This is a genomic window from Rhizobium etli 8C-3 (assembly GCF_001908375.1).
Lineage (GTDB): Bacteria > Pseudomonadota > Alphaproteobacteria > Rhizobiales > Rhizobiaceae > Rhizobium > Rhizobium etli_B.
Genome location: NZ_CP017241.1, coordinates 4036954 through 4055892, shown reverse-complemented (window position 1 = coordinate 4055892; position 18939 = coordinate 4036954). Strand labels below are relative to the sequence as shown.

General features: G+C 59.3%; 14 protein-coding genes and 1 pseudogene. 10 read left to right on the top strand and 5 right to left on the bottom strand.

All coding sequences use genetic code 11. The annotated features are described in order from the left end of the window. Positions 1 to 96: 96 nt before the first annotated feature. The 3 genes from AM571_RS19995 (at position 97) to AM571_RS19985 (ending at position 3267) form a co-directional block, all read left to right on the top strand. Positions 97 to 1329 (top strand): OpgC family protein, encoded by a 1233-nt coding sequence (locus AM571_RS19995; protein WP_074062900.1) that lies wholly within the window; start codon positions 97 to 99, stop codon positions 1327 to 1329. A 154-nt stretch (positions 1330 to 1483) separates the two neighbouring features. Continuing rightward, positions 1484 to 2797, top strand: a complete 1314-nt coding sequence (locus tag AM571_RS19990; RefSeq protein ID WP_074062899.1) for an MFS transporter — start codon at positions 1484 to 1486, stop codon at positions 2795 to 2797. A 146-nt stretch (positions 2798 to 2943) separates the two neighbouring features. Next, a complete protein-coding gene (locus AM571_RS19985; RefSeq protein WP_074062898.1) occupies positions 2944 to 3267 on the top strand; it encodes a DUF6074 family protein in 324 nt (107 codons plus the stop codon). 254 nt (positions 3268 to 3521) lie between these two features. On the opposite strand, the gene AM571_RS19980 is transcribed toward AM571_RS19985, so the two are convergent. Then, a complete protein-coding gene (locus AM571_RS19980) occupies positions 3522 to 5285 on the bottom strand; it encodes a glucan ABC transporter ATP-binding protein/ permease (RefSeq protein WP_074062897.1) in 1764 nt (587 codons plus the stop codon). Positions 5286 to 5586: 301 nt separating this feature from the next. Here AM571_RS19980 and AM571_RS19975 point away from each other — a divergent pair, with 301 nt between their 5' ends. From AM571_RS19975 to AM571_RS19965, 3 genes are all read left to right on the top strand, one after another. Continuing rightward, positions 5587 to 6327: a helix-turn-helix transcriptional regulator gene (locus AM571_RS19975; RefSeq protein WP_074062896.1), complete on the top strand. Its 741-nt coding sequence runs from the start codon at positions 5587 to 5589 to the stop codon at positions 6325 to 6327. Between the two features lie 128 nt (positions 6328 to 6455). Beyond that, positions 6456 to 9920 carry a pyruvate carboxylase gene (gene pyc, locus AM571_RS19970; RefSeq protein WP_074062895.1) on the top strand — a complete coding sequence of 1155 codons (3465 nt, stop codon included), beginning with the start codon at positions 6456 to 6458 and terminating at the stop codon, positions 9918 to 9920. A gap of 60 nt (positions 9921 to 9980) precedes the next feature. Beyond that, a complete protein-coding gene (locus AM571_RS19965; RefSeq protein ID WP_074062894.1) occupies positions 9981 to 10541 on the top strand; it encodes an NADPH-dependent FMN reductase in 561 nt (186 codons plus the stop codon). A gap of 710 nt (positions 10542 to 11251) precedes the next feature. Here AM571_RS19965 and AM571_RS19955 read toward each other — a convergent pair. The 3 genes from AM571_RS19955 to AM571_RS19945 all read right to left on the bottom strand — a co-directional run bounded on the left by AM571_RS19955 (position 11252) and on the right by AM571_RS19945 (position 13568). Continuing rightward, positions 11252 to 12013 carry an amino acid ABC transporter ATP-binding protein gene (locus AM571_RS19955; RefSeq protein ID WP_074062892.1) on the bottom strand — a complete coding sequence of 254 codons (762 nt, stop codon included), beginning with the start codon at positions 12011 to 12013 and terminating at the stop codon, positions 11252 to 11254. Next, the gene (locus AM571_RS19950; RefSeq protein ID WP_074062891.1) at positions 12010 to 12690 is read right to left on the bottom strand and encodes an amino acid ABC transporter permease; all 681 of its coding nucleotides are present in this window, start codon (positions 12688 to 12690) and stop codon (positions 12010 to 12012) included. Before AM571_RS19950 ends, AM571_RS19955 begins: the two co-directional genes overlap by 4 nt. Positions 12691 to 12794: 104 nt before the next feature. Beyond that, on the bottom strand, positions 12795 to 13568 hold the full coding sequence (locus AM571_RS19945; RefSeq protein WP_074063379.1) for an amino acid ABC transporter substrate-binding protein: 774 nt from the start codon (positions 13566 to 13568) through the stop codon (positions 12795 to 12797). 241 nt (positions 13569 to 13809) lie between these two features. Here AM571_RS19945 and AM571_RS19940 point away from each other — a divergent pair, with 241 nt between their 5' ends. The 4 genes and pseudogenes from AM571_RS19940 to AM571_RS36385 form a co-directional block, all read left to right on the top strand. Next, entirely contained in the window at positions 13810 to 14592 is a 783-nt protein-coding gene (locus tag AM571_RS19940) for a DeoR/GlpR family DNA-binding transcription regulator (RefSeq protein WP_074062890.1), read from the top strand. A 56-nt stretch (positions 14593 to 14648) separates the two neighbouring features. Beyond that, positions 14649 to 15842: an MFS transporter gene (locus tag AM571_RS19935; protein ID WP_074062889.1), complete on the top strand. Its 1194-nt coding sequence runs from the start codon at positions 14649 to 14651 to the stop codon at positions 15840 to 15842. Positions 15843 to 15937: 95 nt separating this feature from the next. Further along, positions 15938 to 17188: a flavodoxin-dependent (E)-4-hydroxy-3-methylbut-2-enyl-diphosphate synthase gene (gene ispG, locus AM571_RS19930; RefSeq protein ID WP_074063378.1), complete on the top strand. Its 1251-nt coding sequence runs from the start codon at positions 15938 to 15940 to the stop codon at positions 17186 to 17188. A 373-nt stretch (positions 17189 to 17561) separates the two neighbouring features. Beyond that, positions 17562 to 17728: pseudogene (locus AM571_RS36385) on the top strand (transposase); the annotation flags it as partial. An 85-nt stretch (positions 17729 to 17813) separates the two neighbouring features. Here the strand turns inward: AM571_RS36385 and AM571_RS19920 are convergent. Then, positions 17814 to 18923 carry a Fic family protein gene (locus tag AM571_RS19920; RefSeq protein ID WP_074062888.1) on the bottom strand — a complete coding sequence of 370 codons (1110 nt, stop codon included), beginning with the start codon at positions 18921 to 18923 and terminating at the stop codon, positions 17814 to 17816. Between the last annotated feature and the right edge of the window lie 16 nt (positions 18924 to 18939).

Here is an 18939-nt window from a genome sequence, read left to right as displayed (position 1 = left end):
GCATTTTCGACGCTCACACTCCGGCGATTCGTTGCAGCCAAAAGGTGAAACTTTTTGGCTGCAACCGCGTTTGCAGATCGAAACAGGAGAGACATCATGGCGGCTACGCCGGAATACGCCATCGGCGCTGAGCGCTTGCCCCAATCAGCAGTGCGACCAGCGCGCGATACGAGGCTTGATGTTTTGCGTGGCCTTGCCCTCATCACGATTTTCATCAATCACGTTCCCGGTCAGATATTCGAGTATGTCACGACAAAGAATTTCGGCTTCTCCGATGCCGCCGAAGCCTTCGTGCTGATCTCGGGCATCGCGGTCGGACTCGCCTATGGCTCCGGCTTCAAGGTCGGCAGGCGACTGGACATGGCGAAAAAGGCGATCAAGCGCGCCTTCACGCTCTATCTCGCCCATATGATCACGACCTTCATGACGCTCGCGCTGTTCATTTGCGGCGCCTGGCTGTTCCACCGGCCGGGATTGCTGGTCGAAATCAATATCCTTGCCGTCTTGATGAACTTGACAGAAGGAATACCCGCCCTGCTTCTGCTTGGTCACCAGATCGGCTACAACAACATACTGCCGATGTACGGCGCACTGATGCTCATGGTACCGATCATCTTGCTTCTTTACTCGGCCCATCCGCTTCTGGCGCTTGGTGTTTCGGCGGCTGTGTGGCTGGTGGCCGGCGTCTACCAGATCGCGCCGCACAACATGCTCATCGCCGACTACTGGTTCCTCAATCCACTCTCATGGCAGTTCCTGTTCACGATCGGTGCCGTCGGCATCATGCATGTCAAGCGCGGCGGCAAGCTGCCGGAGCACCCGATGTTGTTCGTGCTGGCTTCTGGCTACGTGGCGTTGTCCTTTGCCTGGGTCGTGGGCCAGCTCTGGGACCTTGGCAACGTCCTGGCAGCGCTTGGCTTGCCGCCCGTCCTTACCGGTTTCGACAAGACCTTCCTGTCACTGCCGCGGCTGCTGCACGTGTTGTCGCTCAGCTACCTCGTTATCAATATTCCCGTCCTGTCTCGTATCCTGCGCCGTCCGTCGGATCATCCCCTCACCATCATTGGCCGCCACTCGCTGAATATCTTCGTGGCAGGGACAATCCTTGCAATGGCGGGCCAGGTGCTGCTCTACATTACCAACCACGACCAGATGATCGGCGCGCTCTTTGTCGTCGCAGGCATCTCGGGTCAGTTCGCCTATGCCTACCACCTCGAGCGCAAACGCATCGACGGTAGCGTGAAGGCCAGGTCGATGGGGCGTCGTGCCTCGGTCCCCGTCGCCGTCCGCGTCGGTGATGGCAGCCGAAAGCTCTATCGCGACAAATAGCTGTCTCTTTATGCGATATCAAAACCGGCTGGCGGATTTGCCAGCCGGTTTTGACCGATCGGCCTGGGCCTTCAATCCCGTCACCGGCCGACGATCGATGATGGCGAGCTAGCCCCTTCCGTACCCGCCCAAAGGATTTGCCCGAGGAAAAAACATGATTGACGAAAAGCAACTGATTGCCAAAATCACCTGGCGGCTCATGCCGTTCCTAGGCGTTCTTTATCTCATCGCCTACATCGATCGCCAAAATGTCAGCTTCGCCAAGCTGGAAATGGTCGGCGCCCTCGGCATGAGCGAATATGCCTACGGCCTCGGCGCCTCGCTCTTCTTCATCGGTTATTTCCTGTTTGAAGTCCCGAGCAATCTTTTGCTCGAGCGGTACGGCGCCAGCAAATGGTTTGCCCGTATTTTGCTGTCGTGGGGCGCAGTTACCATCGCCCTCGCCTACACACAGAATGCGACGATGTTTTACATCCTTCGCTTTCTTCTCGGCGCCTGCGAAGCCGGGTTCTTTCCAGGCGTCCTTTATCTGCTGACACTTTGGTATCCGTCCGCCTATCGCGGTACGATGGTCGGACTTTTCATGATCTTCAGCGCTCTTGCCAATGCCGTCGGCGCGCCTCTGGGCGGCATGCTGCTCGATCTCGACGGGCTTTATGACATCGCCGGCTGGCAATGGGTGTTCATCGCGACCGGTATTCCCGCCGTCATAGCGGGCGTGGTCACACTGCTTTACCTCTCGGATCGCCCCGAGAATGCGAAGTTCTTGAGCGATGCCGAGAAGAGCTGGCTCAGACGCAGGATCGAGGCCGAAAATGCAGACATGGACAAGAACGCCGAGAATGGCTTCAAGGCGCTCATCAATCCGAAGGTACTTCTCATGGCATTGTGCTACGTGGGCTTTCCCCTTGCAGCCTACGGCCTCAGCTATTGGCTCCCGACCATCGTCAAGGAGTTCGGCGTCAGCAACACGGCCAACGGCTTTCTGAACGTCATACCCTGGGTGCTCGTGGCCGTGGCGCTCTACATCGTTCCGTCGATGGCAGACAGGGCCGCTTCAAAGACGCCTTATATCGTCGTCCCTGCACTGCTGGGCGCCATATGCCTTGTCCTTTCCGCTGTTATTCCGGACCATGGCGTCCAGTTCGCATTCCTGTGCATCGCTGCAGCGGGCATCTTCGCCGGCCAGCCGGTCTTCTGGAGCCTGCCGTCGCGGTTTTTGAGAGGCGCGGGTGCGGCGGCCGGGCTCGCCGCAATCAACTCCGTCGGTAATCTCGGCGGCTTCGTCGCCCAGAACGTCGTACCCTGGATCAAGGACAGTACAGGTAGCACGATTGCGCCGATGTTCTTTCTTGCCGCATCCCTGGCTGCCGCCGCGCTGCTGGTGCTCGTGGTCGCACGCCTGATACCGCGTACTCAAAGTACTGCCGAAGAGAGCGGGCCTGCGCACCAGCGCGCCCAATCTTGACAACGTAAGCCAACGCGTCAGCAGAAGATCGGCTGGGGCGTTGGCTTGAGGTTCATTGATGCCCGCGCAACGGCTTTATTCCGTAAGAGAAGGTAAACGTTAACCAACACAAGCCTAACAGTCTCATGGAAACATGGATTGATTCGATGGCATCTTCTTTCGACACCCCTCTCGCCGCGCTGACCGCAAGCGAAATCGTGATATTTCCAAGCATCCCCCGGCCCGGCGATATCGAGCGCTGCGCCGCGACGCTCGATGATCTTCACGGAGAGCCAGCGGTCGCGTTCTGGAAAGCCGAATGCCGTTTGCTGGCGGACGAGCTGGCGCGATGCGGCTTGCGCGAGGAGAAGATCCGCGAGCGCGTCTTGTCCTTCCAGGCTGCGGTTCAAGCCGCTCTGGTAGAGAGGCATCAGTTGCGTGCTCTATCCGAAAGCCGCGCCAGACAAGACAGAAGGCGCCGTCGTCTCTGACGCGATAAGGCGCCGTCCGCTGCCGCAGCCGCCGTCTGGGCGGCGGAAGCGCTGGCAACGCGAACCAAGTCTCCATCCGCCGGCCATCATCCCTCAGGAGGAAGGCGTCGAGGGGCGGAAAGCCCAACCGCCTTGCGCCGTAATGCTTCACCCAATGACAAGCGAGGCCGGAACATCATAACAATGTTCCGGCCTCTGAATGTATGAGGCCGGAAGTTGAAGCCGGCCTTTCATGTTCGTCTCCGAACCTGGGGTTATGCAGCTTCGGTCGTATGGGCCTTGCGGACTTCCTCGTCCGTCAGGATACCGCTGGCACGAAGCAGCGCTGCAAAGCGGCCGTTGCTGTGGCTGAGTTCATCGAAACTACCTTGTTCGACGATCCGGCCATTGTCGAGGAAGAGCACCTTGTCTGCTTCACGAACCGTCGAGAGGCGGTGGGCGATGATGAAGGTGGTGCGGTTCTGGCGAAGGTTGTCGATCGCCGCCTTCACGCGGTTCTCGGTCTCCACGTCCAGCGCGCTGGTCGCCTCGTCGAGAACCAGGATCGGCGCGTCCTTGAGGATGGCGCGGGCGATGGCCACACGCTGGCGCTCCCCGCCCGAGAGCCTGTTGCCACGCTCGCCGACATGCGTCTCATACTGTTCCTCGCGCGTCTCGATGAAGTCCGCCGCCGCTGCCGCTTCGGCAGCACGGCGCATCTCTTCCTCGCTGGCGCCTTCCCGGCCAAGGCGGATATTGTCGCTGATCGAACGGTTCAGCAGGCCCGCATCCTGGAACACGGTGGCGATGTAACGGCGCAGCGACCTGCGGGTAACCTTGGTGATGTCGTGGCTATCGACCAGGATCTGGCCGCTGTCCGGGTCGTAGACGCGCTGCAGCAGGTTGACGAGCGTCGTTTTACCCGCACCGGTCGGGCCTACGATCGCAACTGTCTGACCGGGCTTCACCGAGAAGGAGACATTGTGCAGCCCCTGCGACGAGTTGCCGAAGCCGAAGGAGACGTCGCGGAACTCGACTTCGCCCTTGACGTCCTTGATGTCGGCATTGCCCGCAGGTTCTTCGCGCTCGCGAACGGAGTCTTCGAGCGTATAAAAGTCTTCAAGCTTCGCGCGGGCTTCGAAGATCTGCGTAGCGAACTGGCGCATCTGGTCGAGACGCGAGATCAAAAGGTTTGCAAAGCCGATGAAGGCGATGACGTCACCGATCCGCAGTTCGCCGGCCTGCACCAAAAGCGTGCCGATCACAAGGATGATCATCATGGCGATGGTCGATGCCATCCGGTTCAAGGCACCGGCAAGGGCCCACCAGTCGAGGACCGGGTACTGAGCCTGAAGGAGACGGTCGGCAAAGCCCTTGAGCGCCTTGGTTTCAGCTTCGATGCGGTTGTAGCTGTGCAGCACCGAAACGTTGCTGATCGAATCGCTCACATGCGAGAAAACGGTGTGATAGTGGTTCTCGACCGATGCCTGTCCGTCCTTCGTTCGGCTCATGACCAGGCGGCCGATCAGCCAGTAGGCAAGACCAAGCACGACGAGCACGCCGGACAATCTAAGGTCCATGGCCATGGCAGTCGGCACCAGAAGCGCAATGGCGACGGCGGTCGACAGGTGATTGCGCATGAATTCGAGCCAGAGACCGAAGAGCGTTTCGCAAGCGCGCAGCAACGTATGCAACGCGTTCGACGTCCCGCGCTGGTGATGCCAGGAGAGCGGCATCGAGATGATGCGGCCAAAAGCTTCCGTCAGCAAAGTCGCACGCCGGCCATGGGCCAGCCTGTCCGCCTCACGGGCGACCAGAACGAAGGCGATCGTATTGAAGACGGCAAATCCAGCCCACATGAACAGAATGGGCTTGACCTCCCCGTTGCCTGAAATGGCATCGATGATGCGACCGAACAAAACAGGCTCCGCAATCGTGATCGCGGCCAGAACAATGTTCGCAACGACCACCAGGGATACGCGGAGCTTGTAAGCGCCAAGGTAGCGCAAAGCTCTTGCATAGACCTTGAATAATGACACGGCGGTACCTCTTGTGTGCATCTGCAAATAACGGGATGGCGAGATGCTATGAAAAAACACCTGAACCGACGATTAACGGCGCATTCAGGTGAGAGGTTTCTGCAGGATGTGACGAGATAACCGCAGCACAAACCCCTCAACCGATCGGGAGTGCAACAATTTCCACTTGTATTTAAACGAAGCATTAGCAATCCATAAACTTTATATGGAGCCAGCTTGTTAATCGAAGATCCGTCGTTGCCACGTTCAGGCGGTCCGACCGACTTCACCGATCGCCCATTGCCTGGGCAAGGAACTTTCTGTGAATATTCATACCTTGGTTCAATTGCTCGTCGTCATCGAGGAATGCACGAAGCCCGAAAACGTGGTTGAGGAACTGCAGCGAGCCGTTCGTTCCTATGGCTTTGAATATTATGGATTGCTGCGCCATCTGAGGCAGAGCCAGGATCCCTGGAGCCTCGTACTTGCCGGGCATTGGCCCGAAAAGTGGCCGCAAACATATGTTGCAAAAAAATATGTCCTCATAGATCCAACGGTCCGGTATCTAGCGCAGGCGCAAAGGCCATTTCGATGGAAGGAAAGCCTTGCCGCCTACCGGCGCGATCCGCATCAGCGGCGAATGGAACAGATGATGGCGGATGCCCACGCCCACGGCCTGCGCGACGGCTACATCTTCCCCATTCACGGCAAGAGCGGCGTACTCGGAAACTTGAGCGTCGGGGGTGGGCCCGTGGAACTGTCGCCGGTCGAGATATCGTTGTTCGAAACGGTCGCGCGCAAAGCGTTCTGGCGGCTGCTTGATCTCAAGGGTGAAGCCAAATCACTCGAAAGCGCTTCATTGCTCGATATGTCGCTGACACGCCGCGAGCTCGAAATCCTGCACTATTTGGCCGACGGCCTGACCTCGATGGAGATCAGCAAGGTACTCAGCATATCGAACCATACGGTCGATTGGTATATGAATGGGCTGCAGGACAAGCTGAAGGCCAAGAACCGCCAGCAGGCAGTGGCGCTGGCTTTCCGGCACGGACTGGTCATGTAGTTCAGCGCGTGACCCTCGCTTTTGGGAAATTCTATTTCGCAAGGGAAATTGAACTTTCTGTTACGGCGCGTTAAGAATTTTCTTCGCGGGTGCAGCATTGCCCGTTTCGATGCCGTGAGGAGAGCGCATTGCCCATATCCAAGATACTCGTTGCCAATCGTTCCGAAATTGCCATCCGCGTGTTCCGCGCGGCCAATGAGCTGGGGATAAAAACGGTCGCGATATGGGCGGAAGAGGACAAACTGGCGCTGCACCGATTCAAGGCGGACGAAAGCTATCAGGTCGGCCGCGGGCCGCATCTTGACCGCGATCTCGGGCCGATCGAAAGCTACCTTTCGATCGATGAAGTGATCCGCGTTGCCAAGCTGTCCGGCGCCGATGCCATCCATCCGGGTTATGGCCTCCTGTCGGAGAGCCCTGAATTCGTGGATGCCTGCAATCAGGCCGGCATCACCTTTATCGGCCCGAAGGCCGATACGATGCGCCAGCTCGGCAACAAGGTCGCCGCGCGCAATCTGGCGATCTCTGTCGGCGTGCCGGTGGTTCCGGCGACCGATCCGCTGCCGGACGACATGAAGGAAGTCGCCCGCATGGCCGAGGAGATTGGCTATCCTGTCATGCTCAAAGCTTCCTGGGGCGGCGGCGGGCGCGGCATGCGCGCCATTCGCGACCCGAAGGATCTTGCCCGTGAGGTGACTGAAGCCAAGCGCGAGGCGATGGCCGCCTTCGGAAAGGATGAAGTCTATCTCGAAAAACTCGTCGAGCGCGCCCGCCATGTCGAGAGCCAGGTGCTTGGCGATACGCATGGCAATGTCGTGCATCTCTTCGAGCGCGACTGCTCCATCCAGCGCCGCAACCAGAAGGTCGTCGAGCGCGCGCCGGCACCTTATCTTTCGGAAGCGCAGCGCCAGGAGCTCGCCGCCTATTCTCTGAAGATCGCCAAGGCGACGAACTATATCGGCGCCGGCACCGTCGAATATCTGATGGATTCCGATACCGGGAAATTCTACTTCATCGAAGTCAATCCGCGCATCCAGGTCGAGCACACGGTTACCGAAGTCGTGACCGGCATCGATATCGTCAAGGCACAGATCCATATCCTCGATGGCTTTGCCATCGGCACACCGGAATCAGGCGTTCCCAAGCAGCAGGATATCAGGCTCAACGGCCACGCGCTGCAGTGCCGTATCACGACGGAAGATCCGGAACACAACTTCATCCCGGACTACGGCCGCATCACTGCCTATCGCTCGGCCTCGGGTTTCGGCATCCGTCTCGATGGTGGCACGTCCTATTCCGGCGCCATCATCACCCGCTATTACGATCCACTGCTCGTCAAAGTGACGGCCTGGGCGCCGAATCCGCTCGAGGCGATCTCCCGCATGGACCGGGCGTTGCGTGAATTCCGCATTCGCGGCGTGGCAACCAACCTCACCTTCCTTGAGGCGATCATCGGACACCCGAAGTTCAAGGACAACAGCTATACAACTAGGTTTATCGACTCGACGCCGGAACTTTTCCAGCAGGTCAAGCGCCAGGACCGCGCGACGAAGCTCCTGACCTACCTCGCCGATGTCACCGTCAATGGTCATCCCGAGGCCAAGGACAGGCCGCGGCCGCTTGAAAATGCTGCAGTGCCGGTCGTTCCCTATGCCAACGGCAGCAAGGTTCAGGACGGCACCAAACAGCGTCTCGACAAGCTCGGCCCGAAGAAGTTCGGTGAGTGGATGCGAGGCGAAAAGCGCGTGCTGATAACCGATACGACGATGCGCGACGGCCATCAGTCTCTTCTGGCGACACGCATGCGCACCTACGACATCGCCCGCGTCGCCGGTACCTATGCCCATGCGCTGCCGAACTTGCTGTCGCTCGAATGCTGGGGTGGTGCGACTTTCGACGTTTCCATGCGCTTCCTGACGGAAGATCCATGGGAGCGTCTGGCGCTGATCCGCGAAGGCGCCCCGAACCTGCTCCTGCAGATGCTGCTGCGCGGCGCCAATGGCGTCGGTTACAAAAATTACCCCGACAATGTCGTCAAATACTTCGTCCGGCAGGCCGCAAAGGGCGGCATCGACCTCTTCCGCGTCTTCGATTGCCTGAACTGGGTCGAAAACATGCGCGTATCGATGGATGCGGTCGCTGAAGAAAACAAGCTGTGCGAAGCGGCGATCTGTTACACCGGCGATATCCTGAATTCGGCCCGCCCCAAATATGACCTGAAATACTACACCGATCTTGCCGCTCAGCTCGAAAAGGCCGGAGCTCACATCATTGCGCTGAAGGATATGGCGGGTCTGCTGAAGCCTGCTGCTGCAAAGGTGCTCTTCAAGGCCCTGCGTGACGCGACCAGCCTGCCGATCCATTTCCATACGCACGATACGTCCGGCATTGCCGCTGCGACCGTGCTTGCAGCCGTCGATGCCGGCGTCGACGCGGTCGATGCGGCCATGGATGCGCTTTCCGGCAACACCTCGCAGCCCTGTCTCGGCTCGATCGTCGAGGCGCTCTCCGGTTCCGAGCGCGATCCGGGGCTCGATCCGGAATGGATCCGACGCATCTCCTTCTACTGGGAAGCGGTGCGGAACCAGTACGCCGCCTTCGAAAGCGACCTCAAGGGGCCCGCATCGGAAGTCTATCTGCATGAAATGCCGGGTGGCCAGTTCACCAATCTCAAGGAGCAAGCCCGCTCGCTTGGGCTGGAGACGAAGTGGCACAAGGTGGCGCAGGCCTATGCCGACGCCAACCAGATGTTCGGCGATATCGTCAAGGTGACGCCGTCTTCGAAGGTCGTGGGCGATATGGCGCTGATGATGGTTTCCCAGGATCTTACGGTTGCCGATGTCGTCAGCCCGGAGAAGGAGGTTTCGTTTCCCGAATCTGTCGTTTCGATGCTGAAGGGCGATCTCGGGCAGCCGCCGTCCGGCTGGCCCGAAGCGCTGCAAAACAAGGCGCTGAAGGGCGAAAAGCCGTATACGGTACGTCCGGGATCATTGCTCGAGGAAGCCGATCTCGATGCCGAGCGCCGGTCGATCGAGATCAAACTCGAACGAACGGTCAATGATTTCGAATTTGCCTCCTACCTCATGTACCCCAAGGTCTTCACCGACTTTGCGCTCGCATCCGACACCTATGGACCGGTCTCCGTCCTGCCTACACCTGCCTATTTCTATGGGCTTGCCGACGGCGAAGAACTCTTTGCCGACATCGAAAAGGGCAAGACGCTGGTCATCGTCAACCAGGCGATGAGCGGGACCGACAGCCAGGGTATGGTGACGGTGTTCTTCGAGCTCAACGGCCAGCCGCGCCGCATCAAGGTGCCGGATCGTGCGCATGGCGCTTCCGGTGCCGCTGCCCGCCGCAAGGCCGAGCCTGGAAACGCCGCCCATGTCGGTGCGCCGATGCCGGGCGTTATTTCTCGCGTCTTTGTCTCGCCCGGCCAGGCCGTCAGCGCCGGCGACGTGCTTGTATCAATCGAGGCCATGAAGATGGAGACGGCGATCCACGCCGAAAAGGACGGCACGATCGCCGAAGTGCTCGTCAAGGCCGGCGACCAGATCGACGCCAAGGATCTGCTGGTGAGCTATGCCGGCTAAAACTGAGGGTTAGGGTGGCGCGGGCCACCCTTTTGTGGAATGGACAGGAAGGCCCGAAAAATGAACAAGCTCAAGATTGCAGTTATCGTCGGCAGCACACGCATCGGCCGCTTTGCCGATCATCCGGCCAAGTGGATCGCCGAGATTGCCGCGCATCGGGGCGAATTTGAGGTCGAGGTGCTCGATCTCCTCGACTACCCCATGGCTTTCTTCGGCGAAGCACGTGCAAGGGAAGCTGAGAGCGAGACGGCGGAGCGCTGGAAGAAGAAGCTGCGCGAGTTTGACGCCTTCATCCTCACCGTTGCCGAATACAATCACGGCCCGACGGCCGTTCTCAAGAATGCCATCGACCTCGGCGATTTCGTCCAAAAGCCGGTTGCCTTCGTTGGGTATGGCGGTGTCGGTGCCGCGCGTGCCGTCGAACAGCTTCGCTTGATCTTCGTAGAAATGGGCGCGGCTTCGGTGAAGACCGGCGTGCATATCTCCCTGCCCGAATATATCGGCGTTGCCAGGGAAGGTAAAAGCCTCAACGACTACCAGCACCTTATCGATACCGCCGGCAAGCAGCTCGATCAGCTGGCCTGGTGGGGCAACGCGCTCAAAGCAGCGCGCGTGAAGTAGAGGAGAACGAGGGTTGCGGCCGGGGTTGGGCCCTCAAGCGAGCGGACAAGCGTTTCGGCTGTCACGCGGGGCGGTATAGATCGCAGTCGTCATGTTGCGATCTACGCGGCCTGCGCTGTTACAATTTCGGCCAAAGCATCGAGAAGACAAGCCCGCTCTGTTGGCGCGAAGGCGGAAACAGTGTGTGGCATAAAGGCTGCGCACCCCAGACGCGCATCACGCCTCAATGTCCAGCGGATAAATTCAGGAGGATCGGGAACGAACCCAAGATCCCGTCATCTTGCTGGTCCATGCAAACGCATCAAGCGCCTTCCCGCTGACAGGCCAGCACGATGACCAACGGACAAATTCGTGGTGGCATCATGAAAGGGATCGGGCCGACTTCCATCGCCAAAGGTCGAAGGTCCTTCCTAAAGAGCCTGCAGCATTGGGCGCAAAAGGTGCAACGTCACTCAGGCATGCCTGCCGAGGTGATGCTCATGGATGGCGAACACAGCCTGTTTACATACCCCCTTGCACCGCTGCTCAACGGCGGACGGCGGGGCCTTCGCGAGAACTAGGCCCTTTCTGCCTGGTCTTGAACCGCAGATGGCGGGTATCCCAACCCGGAAACCATTAATCAGACCGACTGTCACAAGCTCCACCGCACGCAGGCCTCAGCGTCCAGATTGTGAGAAGGAGCACCCGGTCCCAGGCGAATATCCACCCACTTAGATATCGTAGCTATGTGCGGCGTTGATCGTCGAGATGAAGCGTTTGGTGCGCTCGCGTTCCGGTGCCGTGAAGATTGACTTCGCCGTGCCGGTTTCGACGACGTTTCCTGCCTCCAGGAAAACGACGTTATGGGCGATCTTCGAGGCGAGCCGCAGATCATGTGTCGCCATGACCATGGTCGTGCCTTCGCTGGCCAGCCGGCCGAGAACGTCGACGACTTCCGCCGAAAGTTCGGGGTCGAGGGCCGAGGTCGGTTCGTCGCAGAGCAGCACGCGCGGTGACGGAGCCAACGCGCGGGCGATCGCCACGCGCTGCTGCTGGCCGCCGGAAAGCGTCGATGGCCAGGCATCCGCCTTATGTGCCATGCCTACTTTGGTCAGCAATTCCATGGCGTGGGCACGGGCCTTTTCCCTGGGCCATCTCAGGACCGTCACCAGGCCCTCCATGACGTTTTCGATCGCGGTTTGATGCGGGAAAAGCTGGAAATTCTGGAAGACCATGCCCGTCTGGCGGCGGATCTTCTGGATCGATTGCCAGCCAACCCTTCTCCCCGGCACAAAATCCAGTGTCTCTTCGCCAATCCTGATCGAGCCGGCTGTCGGGATCTCAAGCAGGTTGATGCAGCGAAGCAGCGTGCTCTTGCCGCCGCCGGAAGGACCTACGAGAGCAGTGACGGTGCCTTCCGGGATCCGGATGCTGATATCCTGGAGGATGATGGCATCGCCGAAACGCTTCTCGATGTTGGAAAGCTCGATCATGCATTTGCCTCCAGCATGCCGCCGTAGCGCGCAAAGCGGCGCTCGAGCCGTACCTGCAGCGCGGAGAGAACGGAGCTCAAGACGAGGTAGACCAGCGCCGCCTCGATATAAAGGATCAGCGGCTCATAGGTTGTCGCCACGATGCGCTGTGCAGCCTGGAAGAGCTCCGGCACGGTGATTGCTGCGGCCAGCGACGTGTCCTTGACCAATGAAATGAAGGTATTGGAGAGCGGTGGCACGGCGACACGAGTGGCCTGCGGCAGGATCGTGCGGCTCATCGCCTGCCGCCAGTTCATGCCGATCGAATAGGCAGCTTCCCATTGTCCCTTCGAGACGGAGGAGATGACCGCCCGGATGATTTCGGAGCTGTAAGCGCCGATATTCAGCGTGAAGCCGATCAGGGCCGCAGGAAAGGCATCGAGCAGAATGCCGATGCTCGGCAGGCCGTAGAAGATGACGAAGAGCTGCACGAGCAGCGGCGTGCCGCGGATGACCCAGACGTAGAACCGCGCGATTGAGGCGATCGGCGCCGGGCCGAAGAGGCGCGCCACGGCAGTCCCCAGCCCGAGCGCCAGGCCGAAGACAAAGGAGAGCAGGGTCAGCGGGATGGTGAAGATCAGTCCGGCCCACAAAAGCGTGGGTAGCGATTCCGCCATCAGTTGAAGCCAGTGGGGCACGGGTTTGTTTCCTTGACGAAAGGGCGTCCGGCGGGTTCTCGCCGGACGCCCTTTCAAAAGATATAGAGGATGCGCCAGCGGCAGGAAACCGCCCTTCGAAGCGCTTACTTCGATACGTCCTGGCCGAAATATTTATCGGCGATCTTCTTGTAGGTGCCGTCTGCCTTGATATCGGCCAATGCCTTGTTGATCGCCTCGAGAAGTTCCGGTTCTCCCTTGCGGATGATGATGCCGGAGTAGTCGGCATTTTCCTGCTCGGCCGCAATCTTCACATTTGCGTCTGGCTTGTGCTTTTTGAAGTCCAGGAAAGAGAGGCTGTCATTGATCGTCGCATCGGCGCGGCCAGTCAGCACGAGCTGGATCGATTGGTCGAAGCCTTCGGTACCGACGAGCTCAGCACCGGATTGCTCGGCGAGCTTGCCGAAGTTGCTCGTCAACGACTGGGCAGATTTCTTCCCCTTCAGGTCGGCGAAGCTCTTGATGCTGTCGTCGTCTGCGCGGGCAATGAGCACTGCCTTGGAGGCGATATAGGGTTCGGAGAAGTCGTATTTCTGCTTGCGCGCTTCGGTGATGCCGACCTGGTTGATGACGGTGTCGTAGCGCTTGGCGTCGAGGCCGGCGATCAGGCCGTCCCACTTGCCTTCAACGAACTCGGCCTTGACGCCGAGCTTGGCGGCGACCGCTTCGCCGATCTCGACGTCGAAGCCCGCGAGCTTGCCGCTTTGGTCATGGTAGGTGAACGGCGCATAGGTGCCTTCCGTGCCAATCTTCAAAACGCCTGCTGACTTGATGGCGTTGAGGCTCTCACCGGCCTGGGCGGAGGCAAAGGCAGCGGCCGAGATAAAGGCCGCTGCAGCGATGGTCTTGAGGAGTTTCATGTTTTGCGGATCCATGTGGGAAGAATTCGATTGACAGATAGATCGCAGAAAATAGGGCAGCGCGAAGCGTAGAAAACCGCGAAGAAATTGGGCAAGTGCGAATATTTTTCTCATTTGCCCGGCTTTTGACGCCGCTTGTTTCAGGTCGTCAGAAAATGTGTGCCGATGCCTATTGTGTGCACGTTCATATACGTTTATGCACGTTCTTGCAATTCTAACGGCAATCGCGAGCTGAACGGGCATGAATACGACAGAGATGCTGTTGAAGGAACGCCAGAGCATTATATCGGGCAAGCTTCAGGCGAACGGCCGTGTGCTGGCGGCTGAACTTGCATTCGAATTTGGTGTTTCCGAAGACACGATCCGCCGGGATCTGCGCGAGATGGCGGCTGCCGGACTTTGCGAGCGCGTCTATGGTGGCGCGCTTCCCGTTTCGCCGGTCGGCGGCAGCCTCAAGCAGCGAATGGGAATTGCCCTTAATCGCAAACAACTGCTGGCCCAAGCCGCCGTCTCGCAGATTGCGCCCGGCTCCACGGTATTCTTCGATGCCGGAAGCACCAATCTGGCGATTGCCAATGCCCTCCCATCAGACATGATGCTGACGGCAGCGACGAATGCTCCGGCAATCGCCGCAGCGCTGATAGACAACGGCGGCATCGATGTCATCCTGATCGGCGGAATGGTCGACCGGCAGGTGGGCGGCGCGCTCGGCGCCAAGGCGATGCGGGACATGGAGCAGATCTCGCCAGATCTTTGCATTCTCGGCGCCTGCGGCATCGATCTCGAAGCGGGCGTCACGACGTTCGGTTTCGAGGATGCCGAGTTCAAGCGATTCGCGACGTCCAGGAGCCGGAAGGTGCTGGTTGCGGTGACGTCGGATAAATTCGCTACAGCGGCGCCGCATGGCGTTCTGCCCGTGGCGCACTGTGAATGCCTTGTCGTGGAGCACGATGCCGACGAGGCGCTGCTTGCGGCCTATCGCGAGCGGGGCTGCCGGACTGTCAAGGCGCAGAAGGCGCGATGAGCAATCTTTAAGTGGGAATCCTCAAGGGGCCGACGACAGGAGGAGACGGGAATACAATGGATAATCCTATGAATGCGGCCTACCGGGTCCGGCGTGGCTTCCTGCCGAAGAGCAGGGTTGCGGTGTCGCTGCTCTTTTTGATGAACGGCTTTGTCGTCGGTTGCTGGGCGCCGAAGATTCCGGATTTTGCGGAGCGTCTGGAACTTTCGAAGTTTCAGCTCGGGCTGATGATCCTGGTGTTCGGCCTGGGGTCGTTGACATTGATGCCGATTGCCGGCGCACAGATCGCCAGACATGGCTCGCACGTCGTGTCGCGGGCAACTGCGGCCTGCGTGCTGCCAATTCTTCTGGCGCTGACGCTGGCGCCGAATGTTGTTACCGGCGCAATCGCGCTCTTCCTGTTTGGCGGATTCATCGGCGCAATGGACGTCGCGATGAACGCCAACGCGGTTGCCGTCGAAAAGTCGATGCGCCGCGCCATCATGTCGTCCTGCCATGCCTTCTGGAGCCTCGGCGGCCTGATCGGTTCGGGCCTTGGCGGCTTCGTGATCGCCAAGCTCGGTATCCTTGGCCATGCGCAGCTGGCCACGGTTTTCACGTTGATTTTCCTCGTGATCGCCTGGCCGATGATCCTTGCCGATCCGCCGCATCCCGACGAGAAGAAAGAAAAAACACGCCTGCCGATGACGCCTCTGCCATGGCTGCTCGGGCTCATGGCGCTCTTTTCGATGGTTCCGGAAGGCGCCGTGCTGGACTGGGGTGCGCTCTATCTCCGCCAGGAATTGAATGCATCCGTCGCTCTTTCGGGTTTCGGGTTCGCGGCCTTCTCGCTGACGATGGCAATCATGCGGTTTGCCGGCGATCTGGTGCGCGACAAGCTCGGCGGCGTCAGGACGCTGCGCGTCTGCACCCTCTTTGCCATCGTCGGGATGCTGATCGCAGCCCTTGCGCCGAATGCCGAGATCGCCATTGTCGGCTTCGCGTTCTGCGGCATTGGGATTTCGAACATGGTGCCGATCGCCTTTTCCGCGGCAGGAAATGTCCCTGGCCTGAAGGCCGGGATCGGCCTTTCGGTCGTCACGACGCTCGGCTATTCCGGCATGCTGGTTGCACCGTCTGCAATCGGCTTCGCAGCCGAACATGTCGGCTTCAGCACCGTCTTCCTGGCGCTGCCCGTCCTGCTGGTCGTGGTGCTGGTCTTTTCGAAGCTTGCCCGCTACGCGGACGGCATCTCCGGAGATGGCCACTAGGACAGCCGAGCAAAAGTGATGCTTTGGGCGTTGACAAGAATGCGGGTATGATCCACCTGAAGGGCACGAATTCAAGGGTTCAAGAGCTTCCATCTATGTCTTCAGCGACCGATTTTGATCCGAAACCGCGCCGCGCTTCCGTCGCCGTCGACGTGGGCGGTGTCATCGTCGGCGGCGGTGCGCCGGTTGTCGTGCAGTCGATGACAAACACGGATACGGCCGATATCGATTCCACGGTCGCACAGGTAGCAGCCCTCTTCAAGGCGGGGTCGGAGCTCGTGCGCATCACCGTCGATCGCGACGAAAGCGCTGCTGCCGTTCCGAAGATTCGCGAGCGGCTCCTGCGCCTCGGCCTGGATGTGCCGCTTGTCGGCGATTTCCACTATATCGGCCACAAGCTTCTTGCCGATCATCCGGCCTGCGCCGAAGCATTGGCGAAATACCGGATCAATCCAGGCAATGTCGGTTTCAAGGACAAGAAGGACAAGCAGTTCGCCGAAATCATCGAGATGGCGATCCGCTATGACAAGCCGGTGCGCATCGGCGTCAACTGGGGTTCGCTCGACCAGGACCTGCTGACGGCACTGATGGACGAGAATGCCGAGGCAGGTTCGCCGCTTTCGGCCCGGCAGGTGACGCGCGAGGCCATCGTGCAATCGGCCTTGATCTCGGCCACGCTTGCCGAGGAAATCGGCCTGCCGCGCAACCGCATCATCCTGTCGGCCAAGGTGAGCCAGGTCCAGGATCTGATCGCTGTCTATTCCATGCTTTCCGAGCGCTCCAACCATGCGCTGCACCTGGGCCTCACCGAAGCAGGAATGGGCACCAAGGGTATTGTCGCTTCGTCGGCTGCCATGGGCTACGTTCTGCAGCACGGCATCGGCGATACAATCCGCGTTTCGCTGACCCCGGAGCCGAATGGCGACCGTACACGCGAAGTGCAGGTGGCACAGGAACTGCTGCAGGTGATGGGTTTCCGACAGTTCGTGCCGGTGGTCGCCGCCTGTCCCGGCTGCGGCCGCACGACATCGACGGTTTTCCAGGAACTGGCGCAGAATATCCAGAACGATATCCGCAAGAACATGCCGGTCTGGCGCGAGAAATATCCGGGCGTAGAAGCACTGAACGTCGCGGTGATGGGCTGCATCGTCAACGGCCCGGGTGAAAGCAAGCATGCCGATATCGGCATTTCGCTTCCGGGCACCGGCGAGACGCCGGCAGCGCCGGTATTCATCGATGGCAGGAAGGCGTTGACGCTACGCGGGCCGAACATTGCATCGGATTTTGAGGCGCTTGTCGTCGACTACATCGAAAAGCGATTCGGTCAGAAGACAGCCGCCGAGTAAGATTTGGCCCGGTGATGTCACGTTAAGTTGCCCAGGCTTACCGATTGGGTCGAGGAAACCATCGAGGAGACACTGACCTTCTATCGGCTGCCTCGCCGGCACCACAAGCACAGATATGGACAAGCACTTTGTGCGCTTTGATGATATCATTGAGCGGTGTGTCGGCTGGAAGCGCCGTCGGGCAGCCTATTCAAGCCTTGCCGTGTTGAGGCGCTCGCGCACCTCTTCCTTTGGCGGGCGAGCCTTCCAGCGAGTCACGAACCGCTCGTAGTTCTTCTCGGCCTGTTCGGCGATTTGGCCCTCCTGGTCACGCAAGGCCTTGACGTTGTAGGCGTAAGCCGGACCCGACGATTGCCTTTCTTCTGCGGCAGACAGGCGCCGAACCTATGTCTTGCGTATCTTTCCCAATGCGGCCGGTTGCCTGCGTCTGGTACGGGCGCTTTCCGTCGAAACCACGAGAACTGGCTCGAAGCCAACCGCTACATCAACATTGAGGACCTGAAAGAACACAAGAAGATCATGCTCAAAGCAGCTGCATGACCAGCTTCATGACCGTCAATTTGCAGAAGTTGACGCACACAACCGGCTTAGTAACGGATCGTTTCGAGACAGTCGGGCTTTGCTTTCACACCAGAGGCAGGCTAAGGGCATAGCGTGTGTGCCGCCGTTCGCCGGTTCTTACCAGCGCACCTTTCTCCACCAAATCGTGAAGGTCACGCGTGGCCGTCGCTCGCGAAGTTTGCGTGACGGAAATATAATTCTCCGCGCTCAACCCACCCTTAAAGCCCACGGGGCCTTCACGGAACATGCGGGCAATGGCCTTTTCCTGGCGTTCGTTGAATTGGCCGCGGAACCGATCATAAAACCGCGCCTTGCCGATATAGAAGGCGACGCGCTTCAGGGTAGTCTGCTGTGCCTCAAGAACGGTTTCGGCAAAATAAATCAGCCAGTCGGTGATATCGAGAGTGCGTTGATGCTGCTCAAGCTGGTGGTAGTAGGTCTTGCGGCCGTGCTCGATTGTGTAAGCAAGAGCAATCAGGCTTGGTTGGCCGATATTCTGTGCAAGCGATTTTTCCGCAAGCGCCCGGCCAAGTCTGCCATTGCCATCCTCAAATGGATGGATGCTTTCAAAATACAGATGCCCTATGCCTGCCCGTGTCAACGCGGGCAGGGAGATTTCACCCTTTGGCGCTGATCTGTTGAACCAGCCCATATACGCTGCCATTTCTGCTGGCACCCGCCTTGAAGGTGGGGCTTCGTAGTGGACGGTTGGATTATCGAGACGGCCAGACACAATCTGCATGGCATCGTCGTGCACCCGATATCCACCGATCATTCCAATATGGCGGTTCCCCGTCATCAGCATGGCGTGCCAGCGAAACAGGGTTTCATGATTGAGAGGCGCTGACCAGGATTCATACACATCGACCATCATCTCCGCGATTCCCCGCTCTTGCGGCTTTACCGGTCGATTGTCGGCATCGAGACCGAACTGCCGACGTAATGAGGATTGCACGCTCAGGCGATCGAGCATTTCGCCCTCTATCTCCGAGGTTTTCACTGCCTCATCGCTCAAAAGCTCGACACGTAGCAGATCACGCTCTTCGTCACCAACGTGACGGACAGCGCCGATCACTTCTCCCGATGACAGAAGGAATTGGCGCTCGAGCGGCTCAAGCACAGCCGCGTCATATACGAAATTCGGCCAGCCTTCCTGTGTCCAGTTCCATCTCATGAGTTATAGTCATCCT